13 protein-coding genes and 1 other RNA gene are annotated in these 15,692 nt (G+C 39.6%); 8 read left to right on the forward strand and 6 right to left on the reverse strand.

The features are described from left to right. Positions 1–28 precede the first annotated feature (28 nt). Complete coding sequence (gene tilS, locus FFU37_RS03995; RefSeq protein ID WP_138488764.1) at positions 29–1,333, forward strand: tRNA lysidine(34) synthetase TilS; 1,305 nt, start codon at positions 29–31, stop codon at positions 1,331–1,333. Further along, positions 1,334–1,687, forward strand: a complete 354-nt coding sequence (locus tag FFU37_RS04000; protein ID WP_138488765.1) for a hypothetical protein — start codon at positions 1,334–1,336, stop codon at positions 1,685–1,687. It begins immediately after the preceding gene. A 29-nt stretch (positions 1,688–1,716) separates the two neighbouring features. Here the strand turns inward: FFU37_RS04000 and FFU37_RS04005 are convergent, their stop codons facing one another. Then, positions 1,717–2,613 carry a GGDEF domain-containing protein gene (locus tag FFU37_RS04005; RefSeq protein ID WP_024596260.1) on the reverse strand — a complete coding sequence of 299 codons (897 nt, stop codon included), beginning with the start codon at positions 2,611–2,613 and terminating at the stop codon, positions 1,717–1,719. Positions 2,614–2,746: 133 nt separating this feature from the next. On the opposite strand from FFU37_RS04005, the gene FFU37_RS04010 reads away from it, so the two are divergent. Further along, on the forward strand, positions 2,747–4,720 hold the full coding sequence (locus FFU37_RS04010; RefSeq protein ID WP_138488766.1) for a monovalent cation:proton antiporter family protein: 1,974 nt from the start codon (positions 2,747–2,749) through the stop codon (positions 4,718–4,720). A gap of 15 nt (positions 4,721–4,735) precedes the next feature. Here FFU37_RS04010 and FFU37_RS04015 read toward each other — a convergent pair whose 3' ends face one another. After that, positions 4,736–5,881: a patatin-like phospholipase family protein gene (locus tag FFU37_RS04015; protein ID WP_002958292.1), complete on the reverse strand. Its 1,146-nt coding sequence runs from the start codon at positions 5,879–5,881 to the stop codon at positions 4,736–4,738. A 239-nt stretch (positions 5,882–6,120) separates the two neighbouring features. On the opposite strand from FFU37_RS04015, the gene FFU37_RS04020 reads away from it, so the two are divergent. The 5 genes from FFU37_RS04020 to FFU37_RS04045 all read left to right on the forward strand — a co-directional run bounded on the left by FFU37_RS04020 (position 6,121) and on the right by FFU37_RS04045 (position 12,297). After that, positions 6,121–6,996, forward strand: coding sequence for a DUF3014 domain-containing protein (locus tag FFU37_RS04020; RefSeq protein WP_138488767.1), 876 nt, complete (start codon positions 6,121–6,123; stop codon positions 6,994–6,996). 139 nt (positions 6,997–7,135) lie between these two features. Further along, positions 7,136–7,232: signal recognition particle sRNA small type (gene ffs, locus FFU37_RS04025), an RNA gene on the forward strand. 273 nt (positions 7,233–7,505) lie between these two features. Next, a complete protein-coding gene (gene scpC, locus FFU37_RS04030; protein ID WP_138488768.1) occupies positions 7,506–9,032 on the forward strand; it encodes a succinyl-CoA:acetate CoA-transferase ScpC in 1,527 nt (508 codons plus the stop codon). Between the two features lie 597 nt (positions 9,033–9,629). Then, positions 9,630–9,941 (forward strand): EthD family reductase, encoded by a 312-nt coding sequence (locus tag FFU37_RS04040; RefSeq protein WP_002958288.1) that lies wholly within the window; start codon positions 9,630–9,632, stop codon positions 9,939–9,941. A 220-nt stretch (positions 9,942–10,161) separates the two neighbouring features. Continuing rightward, the gene (locus tag FFU37_RS04045) at positions 10,162–12,297 is read left to right on the forward strand and encodes a TonB-dependent siderophore receptor (RefSeq protein ID WP_138488769.1); all 2,136 of its coding nucleotides are present in this window, start codon (positions 10,162–10,164) and stop codon (positions 12,295–12,297) included. Between the two features lie 34 nt (positions 12,298–12,331). Here FFU37_RS04045 and FFU37_RS04050 read toward each other — a convergent pair whose 3' ends face one another. The 4 genes from FFU37_RS04050 to FFU37_RS04065 all read right to left on the reverse strand — a co-directional run bounded on the left by FFU37_RS04050 (position 12,332) and on the right by FFU37_RS04065 (position 15,604). Beyond that, positions 12,332–13,426 (reverse strand): mechanosensitive ion channel family protein, encoded by a 1,095-nt coding sequence (locus FFU37_RS04050; RefSeq protein ID WP_138488770.1) that lies wholly within the window; start codon positions 13,424–13,426, stop codon positions 12,332–12,334. A gap of 97 nt (positions 13,427–13,523) precedes the next feature. Beyond that, entirely contained in the window at positions 13,524–13,925 is a 402-nt protein-coding gene (locus tag FFU37_RS04055; RefSeq protein ID WP_007584057.1) for a DUF6691 family protein, read from the reverse strand. A gap of 3 nt (positions 13,926–13,928) precedes the next feature. Continuing rightward, positions 13,929–14,342: a YeeE/YedE family protein gene (locus FFU37_RS04060; protein ID WP_021032090.1), complete on the reverse strand. Its 414-nt coding sequence runs from the start codon at positions 14,340–14,342 to the stop codon at positions 13,929–13,931. Between the two features lie 2 nt (positions 14,343–14,344). Beyond that, positions 14,345–15,604, reverse strand: coding sequence for an OmpP1/FadL family transporter (locus tag FFU37_RS04065; RefSeq protein ID WP_138488771.1), 1,260 nt, complete (start codon positions 15,602–15,604; stop codon positions 14,345–14,347). Between the last annotated feature and the right edge of the window lie 88 nt (positions 15,605–15,692).

Below are 15,692 nucleotides of genomic sequence, written 5' to 3' on the forward strand. Positions count from 1 at the left end.
CAGAGTTTTTATATAAAAGTGCGGCCATATGCATACAACAGCAATTTATCAGCAATTAAAAAAATCATTAAATAGCTATATTGAGCAAGGTAACACTGTTTTTACTGTGGCGCTTTCTGGTGGTGTTGATTCTGTGGTGTTGCTGCATTTAATGCGTGCTTTAAGAGCCGATAACCCTGCAATTGATGTATCGGCTATTTATGTTCACCATGGCTTGAGCCAGTATGCTGATGACTGGCAACGCTTTTGCAAAAGTGTGTGTATTGAGCTTGATGTGCCTTTTAAAGCCGCAAAAGTTGTAATTGAGCAGCAGTCGCGTACGAGCCTTGAAGCCCAAGCTCGCGATGCACGTTACAAAGCACTTGATGAGCTAAGCCCACAAGGCAGCATTGTTTTATTGGGGCAACATTTAAACGACCAAGTAGAAACGTTTTTACTGCGCTTAAAGCGTGGCTCGGGTTTAAAAGGGCTTGGCGCTATGCAGCAAGTGCGTTTGCTGCAAAGTGGCCGTGTATGTTTTAGGCCATTGTTAAACGTAAAGCGAAGCGATATAGAAGTGTTTGCGGCGCGCTTTAGTATTAACCACATAACTGATGACTCAAATACAGATGAAAGTTTTGACCGTAACTTTTTACGCTCAAAAATAGTACCTGTGTTAGCCGAGCGTTTTACTGGGTTTGAACAATGTACAGCACGAAGTATTGAGCTACTACAACAACAGCAAACATTACTTGATGAATATACTCAGCTTGATTTAAATAAGTGTATTAACGAGTACCAAGCACTGTGCATTAGCCAAATAAGCAAATACAGCTCAGCGCGTATTGCAAATATAGTACGTGCGTGGCTTACATTATTTACACAAGTCATGCCATCGCAAAAGCAGCTTGAGCAAATTATTAATCAAGCAATGTGCGCAAAAAACGACGCACAAATGCGTATTGATTTGCTCGATGGGCAAATACGTCGTCATCAAGGTTATTTGTATTTTGTAACACCAAGTGAAGTATTAATAGATATTGAGCTGAATCATTCACAGCTAAAACTTGCAGACGGGCGCTTATTAATTAAAAGCATTGGTTTTGGAGTAAGACCTCCACACTCAAATGAGCAAGTAATAGTGCGCTTTAATTGCAATAGCGCACGTATTAAACCACTTAAAAAGCCTGGTAGTAATACAGTTAAGCATTGGTTTAAAGATGCAAAAATAGCGCCGTGGCTACGCGCCAGTGTGCCGCTTATTTTTTATAATGATGAGTTAGTTCAAGTGGTTGGTTATTTTATAAGTGCTAAGCATGTTGATGAAAATGGTATTTTTTGGGAGTGTAAATAAATGAGTAAACAGCCGCATGTTGGCTTATCGTTAGTAACAAAAGCGCCAATGGGTATGCTAATAACAGCGCTTATTGCTGTTATCGCTAATGTTTTACTTGAGTTAAATATAGTTACGTTAGGTTATGCAGTCGCTGGTGGGATTGCATCTGCAGTACTTTTATTAGCTTATTGGTTAGGTAAAGGTGGATTGTTTTTTATTTTAGGCGTGAGCCTGCCACTGCTTTTAGTATTATTTACACCGCTTGCTACTATTACCGCATTACTTAATTTAATTAGCGGATTCTTTTTTGGTTTTTGTGCTGCGTTGTTTATTTATAAATTGGTAAATGCAAAGCCTAGCGGGGGAAGCTAGGCTTTTTATTTAATGCAGTTAAGTAAAGACTAATATGCTTTTGCGCAGTTTCTACCTGATGCCTTTGCTTTGTATAAACCTTTATCGGCTCGAGCAAATATCTCAGTTTCGCAATCTTGGCTGTTAGCTAAAGTAAAACCAATACTGGTTGTTACTTTATACTTAGACATTAATGGCGATTTTCTTACTAAGCACATTATACGCTCAGCAATTACTTTATTAGTTGTAAACTCAGGGTCTTCAATAAGTAAAGCAAACTCATCACCACCAAATCTAAATACCGAATCAGTGCCGCGTATACTACTACACAGTACTTTTGAAAATTCTTTAAGTGTATCGTCACCAATTTTATGGCCGAAGTTGTCGTTAACTTGTTTAAAGTTATCTAAATCAAGCAACATTAAACTAAATGGACGTTGATAACGGCGACAGTTTTCAAGCTTTTGAAGTAAGAAGTCATTAAATTGACTACGATTATTTAAACCGGTTAACGCATCCTTTGTGGCAAGCTTTAGTACGCGACTATACATCATCGCATTACGAAGTGGATAAACCAGCGCAGTATGTAATGTATGTAATTTTTTCTCAATTGCGTGACCAAGCGGGAATTTACTAAAATAAATTAGCTGCCCTAAGTGGTCTTTATTAATCGCTAAATCAAAAATATAGGGTGTACTATTTGTATCACTTTGTGATGTTTGAGCAGTACCTAAAGTTGATTGAAACTGCAATCCAGAAAAATTGAGCAATTGTTTTGCAAATTTAGCGTAAATAGCCAGAACATCCTCGATCACTAAGCTTGTTTGTAGCTCTGCGACGAGTTCATGCGTTTCAGTTATTTCATTTGTAGGTGAGTGTTCAGCCGAAAACGGCAAAAAATCACCGCGACCAGACACACGCTGCGTCAAAATATGGACGTTTTCCATTAAATTCTCCCCCGAGGGTGTTACTTTGCAATAACTAAGCTATTTTTGTGCCATATTTTAAAATTGCATGAAAAACATATGGTTGTTATATTTACTTACAAGCTACTAGTTTAATTTAAACGCGAGGCTGCATTTGCAAAGTATTAATGCTCAAATTTTTGGCTTATTAGTCGCGGCAGTTCTTTTTGTGTGGTTTTTTAAGCGCATTGGCTTGCCGCCTATTTTAGCGTACCTAGCAACGGGGGTTTTAGCCGGTAGTCATGGTATTGGCTGGCTTGCACAATCTCACGAAATAGAGTTTGTAGCTGAATTGGGTATTGTGTTTTTGTTATTTAGTTTAGGGCTAGAATTTTCTATTTCTCGATTAATGGCAATGCGAAACCTAGTATTTGGTTTGGGCTCATTACAAGTAGGTATAACCAGTTTACTCTTCATTATTATTCTATATTGCTTAAACTTTTCATTACTCACCAGTTTTACCATCGGCACAATTATGGCACTTTCTTCAACCGCTGTGGTTGTTAAGCTATTAAAGGAAACGGGTGAGCTTAATCAGCGCCGTGGGCAATTGGCCGTTGGTGTACTGCTTTTTCAAGATATTGCTGTCGTTCCTCTATTAATAATACTTCCTTTATTTGCATCAAGTGACTCTCAAAGTATTGGCTGGGCTTTAGCATTTGCCCTAAGTAAAGGCGCATTTGTATGTGTGCTTCTTTGGGCAATTGGTAAATGGGTATTGCCCATTGTGTTTAAAGAAATAGCGCAAGTACGAACCGATGAGTTATTTGTACTTACCACCATATTAGTTGCGTTGTTTGCAGGTTTTTTAACGTATATGTTTGGCTTGTCTATGGCATTGGGCGCTTTTTTAGCGGGAATGATGTTAGGTGAGAGCCATTACAGGCATCAGTTAGAGGCCGATATACGCCCATTTCGCGATATTTTAATGGGGCTATTTTTTGTTACTGTAGGTATGCAGCTAGATATTTTATTTGTACTGGGGCATATCGTAATAATTATTGGTGCCTTGCTGGGTTTACTGGTATTAAAAATTGCAGTGGTAGCCTTTAGCGCGCGGCTAATGCATGAGCGAAACCAAGATTCACTCGCCTGTGGCATTATGCTGTGGCAAATGGGGGAGTTTGGCTTTGTACTTATTGCACTTGCTGGCCAGCATCAATTATTAAATTCAGAGCAAGCTTCATTTTTAATTGCCCTTGGTGTGCTTTCAATGGCATTTACCCCATTTTTGATTGATAAAACGCCATTTATTTTAAAGCGTTTAGGCATACTCGATCGCCCAAGTTTGGCGCTCGAGAGTGAGCCACAAAGTAGTACGCTTTATAGCGACCATGTTGTTATTTGTGGTTTTTCACGAGTTGGGCAAACTATAGCGCGTTTTTTAAAGCCCGAAGCAATTGACTATGTTGCGATTGAAAGTAACCCAATTTTAGTACAAGAAGGCAAAGCGGCGGGTGAGCCTGTCATATTTGGCTATGTTAAACAAAAAGATATTTTAAAGTGCGCAGGAGTAGAGCGAGCTCGCTTGGTTATTATTACTTTTACAGAGTTTGATCATGCACAGGTTGTTATTGATGCCATAAAGCAAATAGCACCCAATGTTAAAATACTCATTCGTACCCGTGACGATAGCCAGCTAGATTATTTAAAAGAGCTAGGTGTCACCGAAGTAGTACCTGAGTCGTTAGAGGCAAGCTTAATGCTCGTGTCGCATGTGTTGTCTATGTCGGGCGTACCGATGACGCGTATTGTGAGAAGAGTAAGTAAAGAGCGTCGTAATCGTTATCCGTTAATGCAAAGCTTTTACACAGGCTATTTTAAAGATAACGAAGATACATCAAGTGACCGGTTAGAGTACTTACATGTGGTTGCTCTGCCTGATAGAGCCTATGCAGTTAATAAAACAATCGAAAATCTAAATTTAGAAAAGCGTCGAGTACTGGTAAAAGCACTGCGCAGAGAAGGGGCCGAAATAGACACGCCATCAGCACAAACAATCTTATTGGCTAATGACGTTTTAGTGTTACAAGGTAAACCAAGGCGTGTTGAGCGGGTAGAGCACTACCTGCTCGACGGAATAGAATAACGTTTCTGTTTGGGCTTAATCTAGTTCTAAAAACTTGCGTATCTCCGGTAATTTTTTCATACCGTCTTCATAACCAATTTGCATTAAATGCTGGGTGTAGCGTTTTTCAAACAATAGATAACTGGTTAAGCTCGATTGCGAATGTTTTTTAACACCTATGGTACGTAGCAATACTTTAATAGCCCAAGGCATATCGTCGTAATACTGCGCTGCAATAGCATTAAAGTTTTGCGATGGGTTAATTACAAAGGTATCTATTTGTTTAAGTTCTTGATGTTTGTCACGAGCGGGTAATAGCCCTAATGTTCGGTTAACACGAGCCAAACGCTCTAAATCCGATTGCATAGTGTCGGTAAATACACTGTCTAGCAAATGCCCTGCAACAGCTGAGAGTCCAGGATAATGTGGCGAATAACCCGGCGGGTGTAATTCTTTAGGTTGATCGACCCCAATAATAAATATTTTTTCAGCGCCTAAATGAATCGACGGACTCAACGGAGAAAGTTGATGTATAGAGCCATCCCCAAAGTAATGGTTATAAATATTTACACTTGGAAACACCATAGGAATGGCACTTGATGCCATTAAGTGCTCAACATTAATACGAGTTGCGCGGCCTTCGCGTTTAGCACGTTGCCAAGATGTTTGCGTATTAGATTGAAAAAATGCAACCGAGTCACCCGTTGTATAACTTGAGGCTGTAATAGACAGCGCATCTAAATAATTACGGTGTAAATTGCGCTCAATGCGGTGTAAATCTAAAATCTCGTTTAATAAACTACGCAGAGGGCGGTTATTTAGTAAGCTCGCTGGTGGGTGGTTAATATGCTCTGACTGAAAGCTCGTTAAGATATTGCGAGCAATATGACCAAACACGCTTAAAAAGTCACTTTTATAGACCATAGAGGTTGAAAAGTTTTTCCAAACTGATTCGAGCTTTCGTACAGCCAAATGCGCACAAGAAGCGTAACATGCCAACGCAGCTGAGTTAATAGCGCCAGCGGAGGTGCCATTTATTACTCTAAATGGCAATGGAGCAGTACGAGGCATACTATGAGCTAGCGCTTTTAGCACACCCACTTGATAAGCAGCTCGTGCGCCACCACCTGTAAGTAATAAGGCAGTTTTAGGTTTTTGTGGATCAACTTGCTTGATTTTCATATTGGTGGTTAAACTGTTCTACGTCTTTACTTTATTTATTAACTGTAAGTCTTTAAGCTAGAAGAATCAAAGGATAACTGCCCTAATGCTTATTACATTATTTAATCACCCAATTTAGTAGGTAACTTACTTTGCTATAATTGCCGTATTATAAAATGTCATAGTATTTGTGTAAGAATGAATTTAATCCACTTAGCGTACTCTAAGTGATATCGCATTTTAATTTTTATGGAGTTCGTATGTCAGATAAACCAGAAGCATCAGATGTTCAAAAACGTCCACCTAATAACAATATTCTTTTCGCCGTTATTATTTTAATAGTCGTAGCATGTGCGGCCGCCTTCGTATTGCTCACACCAAGTGACGAGCAAGAAACACGCACTGAGGTAGAGCCCGCAGTTAAAGAGCAACCTATGATGGAGCTTAAACCCGAGAATGACCCAGTGGTAGACGCGCCATCTGTAATGCCAGAAAAACCAGCCGAGCTTGAAGTACCAGCACAAAGCCCGAGTGAGCCGGAGCCTGAAGTAGAGCCACTACCAACACTTAACGAAAGTGATGCAGTTGTGGTTGCTAAAATGGATGAGTACCTAAGCGACTCAGTAATGAGCCTAATGGTGACCGACGATGTAATTCGCCGTGGTGTTGTATTTGTAGATAACCTAGCTAAAGGTAAGGTAGCTAAAAAGCACACGCCTGTTGTACAGCCAGAAGAGAAATTTAGCGTTAATGAAGGGGATATCCTCACAATTAACCCTAACAGCTACGAGCGTTATACCCCGTATGTGAAAATATTTACCAGTATGAGTGCAGCGCAAGCCGTTCGCATGTACGAAGAGTACAAGCCACTTATAAATAATGCATACAGTGAAATTGGTTATGGAGATGATGAGTTTAATCAAACGCTAACCGATGCAATCGATTTATTACTTGATACGCCAGAGCCTGAAGGTGACTTGCCGTTACTTCGCGATTCAGTGACGTATCAGTATGCGTTTTCGGAGTGGGAGCAATTACCTGCTGCGCAAAAACAGCTTTTACGTATGGGTCCAGAAAACATGAAAAAAGTAAAAGCAGCACTTCGTAATATAAAAGCGCAGTTAGAGAGCAATTAATACGCACTAAAACAGCTAAATACGTCGCGATTGTATATGAAGTATGCAATCGCACTTTCTTTTTAGATTATCCCTTGAATAACAGAGCAAAAGTAGAGATAATCCCTCCCGCGCCAACCAAGGCCCTCAATGGTAGTCTTATTGGTCCTCTCGCAACACTAGCAGGCGAACCTGGTCAGGCCCGGAAGGGAGCAGCCACAGTTTGTGACGTGTGTGCCGAGATGTGGCTGGTAAGACTGCCACCCAAATTCCTCATTTGGGTGTTTAAACTAATAAATTTATCTCCTCAAAAATAATTCCTCTTATTTAATAATACGATTTATTTATAGATTATTGTGTTGTTTTTGTAAAATATATTACTAATAACTACATGATAATATTAATTAAAAGTAAATTAACCTCCCTTTTAAACATGTTGCTCATCCTCGATTCGTAAATACGACTTAAGTCTAGATTGTGTAGTACGAAGTTAGGATTAGAATAATGACAAATTTAGAGAGGAGCTCAGTATGCACTTGGAACGTATTCGCAATAGTAACCTGCACGACAAGGTAATGCCGGCAGAGCAAGCAAGCCAATTTATTAAAGATGGAATGACTGTAGGGATGAGTGGTTTCACTCGTGCCGGAGAAGCTAAAGCAGTACCCAGAGCATTAATTGAGCAAGTCAAAAAAAATCCAATCAAAATAAATTTAATGACGGGTGCGTCATTAGGTAATGATCTCGACAAGCTATTAACAGAGGCGGGCATTTTAGCGCGTCGTATGCCTTTTCAAGTAGATAGCACCTTGCGTAAAGCGATTAATAACGGCGAAGTAATGTTTATTGATCAGCATTTATCTGAAACGGTTGAGCATCTACGCAATCATCAATTAACCATGCCTGATGTGGCTGTTATTGAAGCCGTCGCTATTACCGAAGAAGGGCATATTGTGCCTACTACATCGGTTGGTAACTCAGCCAGTTTTGCTATTTTTGCCAAACAAGTCATCGTTGAAATTAATATGCTGCATAATCCGAATCTTGAAGGTTTGCACGACATATATATTCCTTCGTATCGTCCTACTCGCCAACCAATGCCGTTAATCAAAGTAGATGATAGAATTGGTAGTACTGCAATTCCTATCGATCCTGCAAAAATTGTTGGAATTGTTTTTACTAACCAAAGCGATTCGTTTTCTACCGTTACCGACCCTGATGAAGATACCGCATCTATTGCGCGCCATTTAGTTAACTTTTTTAAAGAAGAAGTGGCTCAAAATAAATTGCCAGCTAATTTAGGACCGCTACAAGCAGGTATTGGTAACATTGCAAATGCTGTAATGATGGGACTACTCGACTCTGACTTTAAAGACCTAACAATGTACTCTGAAGTACTACAAGATTCGACGTTTGACCTAATTGATGCAGGTAAGATGAGCTTTGCATCGGGCAGCTCAATTGTGTTGTCTGAGCGTTGTAACGCGCAAGTATTTAATAACTTAGAGCAATACAAAGACAAGCTAGTGCTACGCCCTCAAGAAATTTCGAACCATCCTGAAATAGTGCGCCGTTTAGGTATTATTGCCATTAATACTGCGCTTGAGTTTGATATGTACGGCAATGTAAATTCAACGCATGTGTGTGGTACACGAATGATGAATGGTATTGGCGGCTCGGGTGATTTTGCTCGTAATGCTCATTTAGCAATATTTGTGACTAAATCGATTGCTAAAAATGGGGCTATTTCAAGCGTTGTGCCTATGGCGAGTCACGTTGATCATAACGAGCACGATGTTGATATTTTAGTAACTGAGCAAGGCTTAGCTGATTTACGTGGCTTAGCACCGCGTGAGCGTGCTGTACAAGTTATTAAGCATTGTGCACACCCAGAGTATCGCGAAGCAATGTTAGACTATTACAATCGCGCTTGTGAGCGTGGCGGGCATACTCCTCATTTACTTGAAGAAGCATTTAGTTGGCATATTCGCCTTGAACAACAAGGCAGCATGAAAAAAGTATCTGTAGCAGATGCTCCAGTGCAACTGTCTGCATAAGCATTTTGGTTTATTAAAATTGAATTAGTAAGTTTTATACTTACTTTTAAACCGCACTAGTGTCAGCTCAATCAGCTTTGATTAGTGCGGTTTGGTATAAACTGTAAGTCCAAAATAATTTTATACCTACTCTTTACATACCTTTCTTAATCACCTTCATTACTGTTATTTTATTCACTTAGGTTTAAGTGCTACTACCATTATTAGGTGTGTGATGTGCTTATTAAAAATACAGGTACTAAATGGCGTTTTATAGAGGATTACAAGAGCGACCTTACAGTAAAACCAGTTAAGGGCTTGGTTTATATTTTGCCTGAAGGTTTTGGGTCTGATTCTGATTTAGCATATTGAGTAAATACGCGCGTTAACTTTGTAGAACCTTTACTGCCCAAACCTTTTAAAAAACGACCCGCACTCAAGTAAATTAGCGAAGTATCACCTTAATTAAAATAAGCACTGCAATCAAATTACTGGCGCTATGAGTATGAATACCGCATAATTGAGCGACTGCTCACTTATGCGTTTTTTTACTTATGTATGATTCATACTGTTTCAAAAGACGCTTTAAATTTTTTAGTAAATAAAAGAGAGAATGTAATGATTAAAGTAAGCGTACTATACCCAAATAATGAAAGTGCTACTTTCGATATGGACTACTACTGTAAAACACATTTACCCCTAGTTGCAGAGTTAGTTGGTAAAGCGCTTATATCAAGTAGTGCCGATGCAGGTTTAGCAGGTGGCGCACCTGGCGAAGCGCCAACTTATATTGCTATGGGGCATTTAGTGTTTGAATCGGTAGAATCTTTTCAGCAAGCCTTTGCACCTCATCAAGAGGTAATAGCCGCTGATTTAGTTAACTTTACTAACGTGTCTCCAGTAATTCAAATTAGTAATATTGCGGGATAAATTACACGCTAAATACTAATTTAAGAACTACTTAATAACCCCTACCGCATTTAGTGCAGTAGGGGTTTTATTTTAACTGCAATAAAAGCGCTAGCGCTCTGTTTTAAGTAATATTAGTTCTAATATTTAGATGTATTAAAGGTGCTCCTGTGTTGATTATGAAAATGATAAGAGTTATCATTTAGCTTGTTGGCTATCTACACTTCTCCCAGGAATTATCATGTTTAACCCTAATTATTTGGCATTAAGTATTGCTGCGTCTTTTTCTGCTTTTTCTAATATGGCATTTGCAGAGCAAAATAACGATATTGAAAAAATAGAAGTAACTGGCCGTGCCCAGCAATTTTACCTAGAAACAGAAACTAAAATTGGTACCAAAACTAATTTAGATCTTATTAAGCTTCCGCAATCGGCTCAGGTATTAACCGAGCAACTTATTATTGACCAAGCCGCGCGCGACATTACCGATTTATACCGCTCAATTGCGGGAGTGAGTGAATACAGTTACTCAGGCGTTACTTTTCGTGGTTTTAGAGACGATGCCAATGTATTTTACGATGGCGTACGTGGCGACCCATATTCGGGCTTTGGTGTACCGCAGTTATTTAATGTTGAACGTGTTGAGGTTTTAAAAGGGCCTGCCTCTGCTTTGTATGGCGGTGGCGAACCTGGTGGGATGATTAATTACGTAACCAAAAAGCCAAGCTACACACAAAAACGCGAATTAAAGCTTACTTTGGGTAACTACAACACCCGTGGTGCATCACTCGATATGACGGGTGGTTTAAGCGATACAATGGCTTATAGATTGGGTGGTTATTATGAAGAGCAAGACAGCTTTCGTAACAATGCAGACTCAAAAAACACCGAGCTGACAGGTGGATTGTTATTTGATTTAAGTGATTCAACAACCCTAACCACAAGTGTTGACTACATTAAACAAGACCTAGGCGGAAACCGCTTACGTGGCGTACCGGTAGATGACAACGGTAACTTTTTAGTTGACCCAAGTTATAACGCGAATGAGTCGTTTGATTATCAAAATATGGAAGCTTTGGTGCTTCAAGCAGAACTTAGCCATTACTTTAATGATGATTTTTCGTTAAGTACTACGTTTCGTTACATGGATAACGAGCGAGACCAAGCCTACCATGAGTCGCAAAGCTGGGTAGATGTAAACGGTGATGGCGTTGCCAATATTGACGATGAAACGATTAAGCGTGAATACCGTAAGCAATTTCGTGCCAATAAAGAGGCAAGTGTAACCACCGACTTTGTTTATAACTTTGGACAAGGACAATTAACCCATCAGTTTTTATTTGGTGGTGATTACCACACCGTTGATACCGAATATGACTACTTACGTGCCCGATATGAGGCCGATGGCGTCGCTAATTTAAATATTTTTAATTTAAACTACGGTGAAACCGACCCAAGCACTTATAACCTCACCGACATGAACCGCGATGGCGTTGATACCGACCGATTTGGTGTGTATGCACAAGACGTAATTAGCATAGGCGAGCAGTGGACAATTATTGCAGGTTTGCGCTATGACCATTTTAAAGAGTTTAATCAAGAAACTGGTTTTAGTTACTCAGATAACGACATAACGCCGCGCGTTGCTGTTACTTATCAGCCAGTAGAAAACACATCGGTATATATTAACTACTCAGAGAGCTTTAACCCTACATCGTCAGCCGACCAAGAAGATGTAGAAGGCGAAGGTAATTTAGAACCAGAAACCGGCAAGCAAACCGAGCTGGGTATGAAAAACCAATGGCTCGACGGCAAAATAATGAGCACCTTTGCAATTTACCAAATTAATAAAGAAAACGTGGTAATGAGCAACCCAGACGATACTGGCGCGGGAGATGGCATTGCTGCACTTTTAAATATAGGTGAAGTAGAAAGCCGAGGGTTTGAAACAACTTTAGTCGGCGATTTATCAGCGCACTGGACCGTAACGGCTAACTACGCTTACAACGATACGCAAGTGGTAGACGGCGTAACGGGTGATACGCTTTCAAATACATTTGGAGATGGTTCGCGCTTTGCTAATGCACCACGCCACCAGGCAGGTTTATGGACTCGCTACGCACTGGATTCGATTGATTCATCAATTGCCTTTGGTGCAAATTACGTAAGTGAGCAACTTAGTACAAGTGGTCAAAAAGTAAAACCATTTACCGTATTTGATATGAGCTGGACGAGTCGCTTTGACGACGTATTACTGAGTGTAAATATTAATAACCTGTTTGATAAAGAATACGCGGTTAGTGGATTTAGTGAGCGAAACGGCCACTTTCCTGGCAGCCCTCGTGAAATTATTGGGCAAATAACCTACAAGTTTTAATACTTATTTAGCGCGAGAGTTACTCGCGCTTTTTTTAAGTGTCGCCTTGCACCTTTTTATCACTATTAAATTTAGCGGCTTCTTGAGTAGTGTTAATAGCCGTAATAGGGAAGGGGATTACAATACCTTCTTTTTTATAGCGTTTATGCAGGGCTTTTATAAAAGCAGATTTTACCCAAAAGCGATTAAAGTATTCTTTAGCTCTAAGCATCACCGTAAAGTTAATGCTTGATCTATCAAAGGTATGAAAAACCACAAAGGTATTGTAATCATCAACGCCCCATTCGTGTGAAATAAGTATTTCACGAGCCACCTCAAGTGTTACTTGTTCAACAAATTCTAAATCTGAATCGTAATGCACACTTATATCAACAGGCACGCTTAGCTCTTTTTCAGGGTAAAAGTAATTAATAATACGTGACTTAGATAATTGGCTATTAGGTATAATAATCATATTGTTAGGTAGCATTTTAACCCATGTAGATCGCCAGCCTATATGATCAACAAAGCCTTGCTCCTTAGATTCAAGCTCAATAAAATCACCCACTCTTATGGGTTTATCTATTACTAGCTGCATGCCAGAAAAAAAGTTTTCGAGGGTAGGTTGCAAAGCAAGGGCAACAGCCAGTGATGTAATACCTAACGAGGCAATAATAGGCGTAATAGAAATACCTAACGTGCCCATTAATACCAGCAATCCCACTGACGATAATGTAACGCGTATCACGCCTTTAATTATGCTTTTTGAATTAAAAACCACGGCAGATTGTTTACCATAGTAATTAATAGTGCCAATAATAAAGCGGTCTAAAAACATAATAAGTGCAAGCAGCGCTAATACAATATTAATGCTATTAAAAGGGATCTGCTGAGAAATAGAAGTACTAATAATGAAGGTGTCGTGCTCTAAAATGGTGAGTAGCACAATAATTGTGCACAGTGTAAGCGGCTTAGATATTGACTCTATTAGTAATGTATCGAATATAAACGTGGTTTTTGAAGTCCATTTTTTTAGCCAGTGCATTACAAAAAAACGAATTAAAAACAGTAGTATAGCTATAAGTAAAAGGGAGGACGCTGCGCCTAACCAAGGTGTGCTGTTAGAAAATTCCAGCGCTTTATTTAGCATAACTTAAACCTGTTCAATATAGTTTTATATATATTGCAGCAAGTTATGTACCTTTGTTTGGGTAAAAGTAGCTGCCGAGTTTAGTCGGCAGCAAATATTATACTTTTTTGGCTAACCACATACCGCCTAGCACGGCTGCAAAAAACAATAAAAACTCCATTTTAAGAGATACTAATTGAACCAAGCCCGGGCCTGGGCATATACCACTTAAACCCCAGCCTAAACCAAAAAGTACCGAGCCGATAATTAAGCGCGCATCAATATTTTTTAAATTACTTAAATTAAACGTTCCTGAAATAAGTGGCTTCTCTTTTTTTGCAACCCATAACCATGTAAGCATCATTATTAGCATGGCAACAGCCATCACTATAATTAAGCTTGCGTCCCATTGGTTTCCATAGGTAAGAAAGTTAATCACTTTAGCGGGGTTTGTCATCCCGCTAATAATAAGTCCTAAGCCAAATATAAAGCCTATAACAACCATCATAATTGCTTTCATTATTTATCCTACAAGGTTTGCTGTAATGAAGGCGACAAGCATAAATGTGCATGTTGCAACCCAAGAGCGAGTAGAAAATCGCGACATGCCGCACACACCATGGCCACTTGTGCACCCATTAGCTAAAGTTGTACCAGCGCCAACTAAAAGTCCTGCAACAACAATAAGCCAAGGCGGTAATTGCAATTCGCCTTCTAATAAAGATGGCGCAAATACCCTTACAGCGACTCCTGCCAACAACAACCCTAAAATAAAGTATAACTGCCAGCGAGAGTCTGAATTTGCTTTAGCGAATACAGATTTAACAATGCCTGATATACCCGCAATTTTTCCGTATAAAACCAGTAATAACGTACACGCTATACCTATTAATGCCCCGCCTATTGCAGCCGATACTGGGGTGAATTCTGTTATCATTTTTAAATTTCCCAAACAATAGAAACGCCTAAGCCGGTTTGTTTCATTTCGATTGATAATTGTTGATTAGGCGCTAAGTAGTTAGCACCCGTTACTTTTTTTGCTGGCGAATAAAAAGCCATAGCGTTTAATTGTACCTTGTTGGTAAAAGAATGGCTAAAGCCAGTAGTAAAATGCCACTCTTGAACGCCCGGGGCTAAAATATTAAGCAAAACGTTTGATGAAGGAATAGGTTGCTCGGTGTAAGACACCCCAAAACGAATTTTTTGTTGCGATGTACGCTGCCACTGATAGCCAAGCTTATAAATAGTCATATCGTTCCAGCCAAACCCAGCTCCTGCATCAGCCCCTAAAGGCGCTGACATCAAGTTATTGATTGGATTTGCAATACTTTTTACTTCGCTGTAATTTATTTTTTGCCAATCAAATACAACCTGATTACTTGGGGTAAGCTTATAAGCTGCACCAAGTTGAAACGAACTTGGCAGATCAAATCCGCCTTGCTCTGCAAACAAACCTTTATAGCTATCAAACTCTTGCATAGACACTGATGAGCGGTAACTTGCCCCCCAGCTTAATGACGAATTTATATCTTGGCTAATACCTAGTTGAATGCCTAAGCCTGTGCTTGTATCGGTGCCATTATTTGTAAGCGCTTGGGGTGATTGCGAAAAAGGAGCAAAGTTTCCAAGCCCTTGCGCTTCAAACTGTTGCACCACGTAAATAGGGGATACACCAAGGCGTGTTTGTTCATTCAACTCATAGCTTACTGTTGGGCTAATAAAGAGTTGTTTTAAATCAACGCCCGTCGTACCAGCGTAAAAAGTCCCCTCAGGAGAGGATTCTGCGCCGTACTCGGTATTCATACCGCCGTTGCCATACACTAATAAACCAATATTTACTTTTTCATTTAATTGATGGCCAATAGCAAACTCTGGAATTGCAAATACGGTGTTGTCGCTTTTTTGTGTTTTTGCTTCTAGATAAAATGCGCCAGGGTAAAAAGTATCTACTTTTGATGCAGTATATTTTCGTTCAGGTGAAAAAAGCTCTAAGCCCAGTGATAGCTCTGTTCCATTAGGTAAAAAGGTTGCTGGATTATTAGCGCCAGACATTAACTCTTCTGACAGCGCTACACCTGCGCCAGCCATGCCTTTGTGGGTCATGCCATAGCCGTGAGTAAAATAACCATTAGTAGCAAATGCACTGAACGAACCTAACGCACACGTTAAAGCTAAGCCTGAAATTAACTGTTTTTTCATTTTAGTAAATACATAAAGTTGGAATGGGCGGACAATAGCTAATTTTTGATATTCTAAAAAGGAATTTAAATAGATTAGTTATAATAAA

The sequence above is a fragment of the Pseudoalteromonas distincta genome (assembly GCF_005877035.1).
Lineage (GTDB): Bacteria > Pseudomonadota > Gammaproteobacteria > Enterobacterales > Alteromonadaceae > Pseudoalteromonas > Pseudoalteromonas distincta.

Excerpts from the sequence above, each read along its gene's own strand:
- FFU37_RS04055 (WP_007584057.1), bottom strand. The coding sequence starts at position 13,925 with ATGAAAGCAATTATGATGGTTGTTATAGGCTTTATATTTGGCTTAGGA.
- scpC (WP_138488768.1), top strand. The coding sequence starts at position 7,506 with ATGCACTTGGAACGTATTCGCAATAGTAACCTGCACGACAAGGTAATG.
- FFU37_RS04020 (WP_138488767.1), top strand. The coding sequence starts at position 6,121 with ATGTCAGATAAACCAGAAGCATCAGATGTTCAAAAACGTCCACCTAAT.
- FFU37_RS04050 (WP_138488770.1), bottom strand. The coding sequence starts at position 13,426 with ATGCTAAATAAAGCGCTGGAATTTTCTAACAGCACACCTTGGTTAGGC.
- FFU37_RS04065 (WP_138488771.1), bottom strand. The coding sequence starts at position 15,604 with ATGAAAAAACAGTTAATTTCAGGCTTAGCTTTAACGTGTGCGTTAGGT.
- tilS (WP_138488764.1), top strand. The coding sequence starts at position 29 with ATGCATACAACAGCAATTTATCAGCAATTAAAAAAATCATTAAATAGC.
- FFU37_RS04040 (WP_002958288.1), top strand. The coding sequence starts at position 9,630 with ATGATTAAAGTAAGCGTACTATACCCAAATAATGAAAGTGCTACTTTC.
- FFU37_RS04015 (WP_002958292.1), bottom strand. The coding sequence starts at position 5,881 with ATGAAAATCAAGCAAGTTGATCCACAAAAACCTAAAACTGCCTTATTA.
- FFU37_RS04005 (WP_024596260.1), bottom strand. The coding sequence starts at position 2,613 with ATGGAAAACGTCCATATTTTGACGCAGCGTGTGTCTGGTCGCGGTGAT.
- FFU37_RS04060 (WP_021032090.1), bottom strand. The coding sequence starts at position 14,342 with ATGATAACAGAATTCACCCCAGTATCGGCTGCAATAGGCGGGGCATTA.
- FFU37_RS04045 (WP_138488769.1), top strand. The coding sequence starts at position 10,162 with ATGTTTAACCCTAATTATTTGGCATTAAGTATTGCTGCGTCTTTTTCT.
- FFU37_RS04000 (WP_138488765.1), top strand. The coding sequence starts at position 1,334 with ATGAGTAAACAGCCGCATGTTGGCTTATCGTTAGTAACAAAAGCGCCA.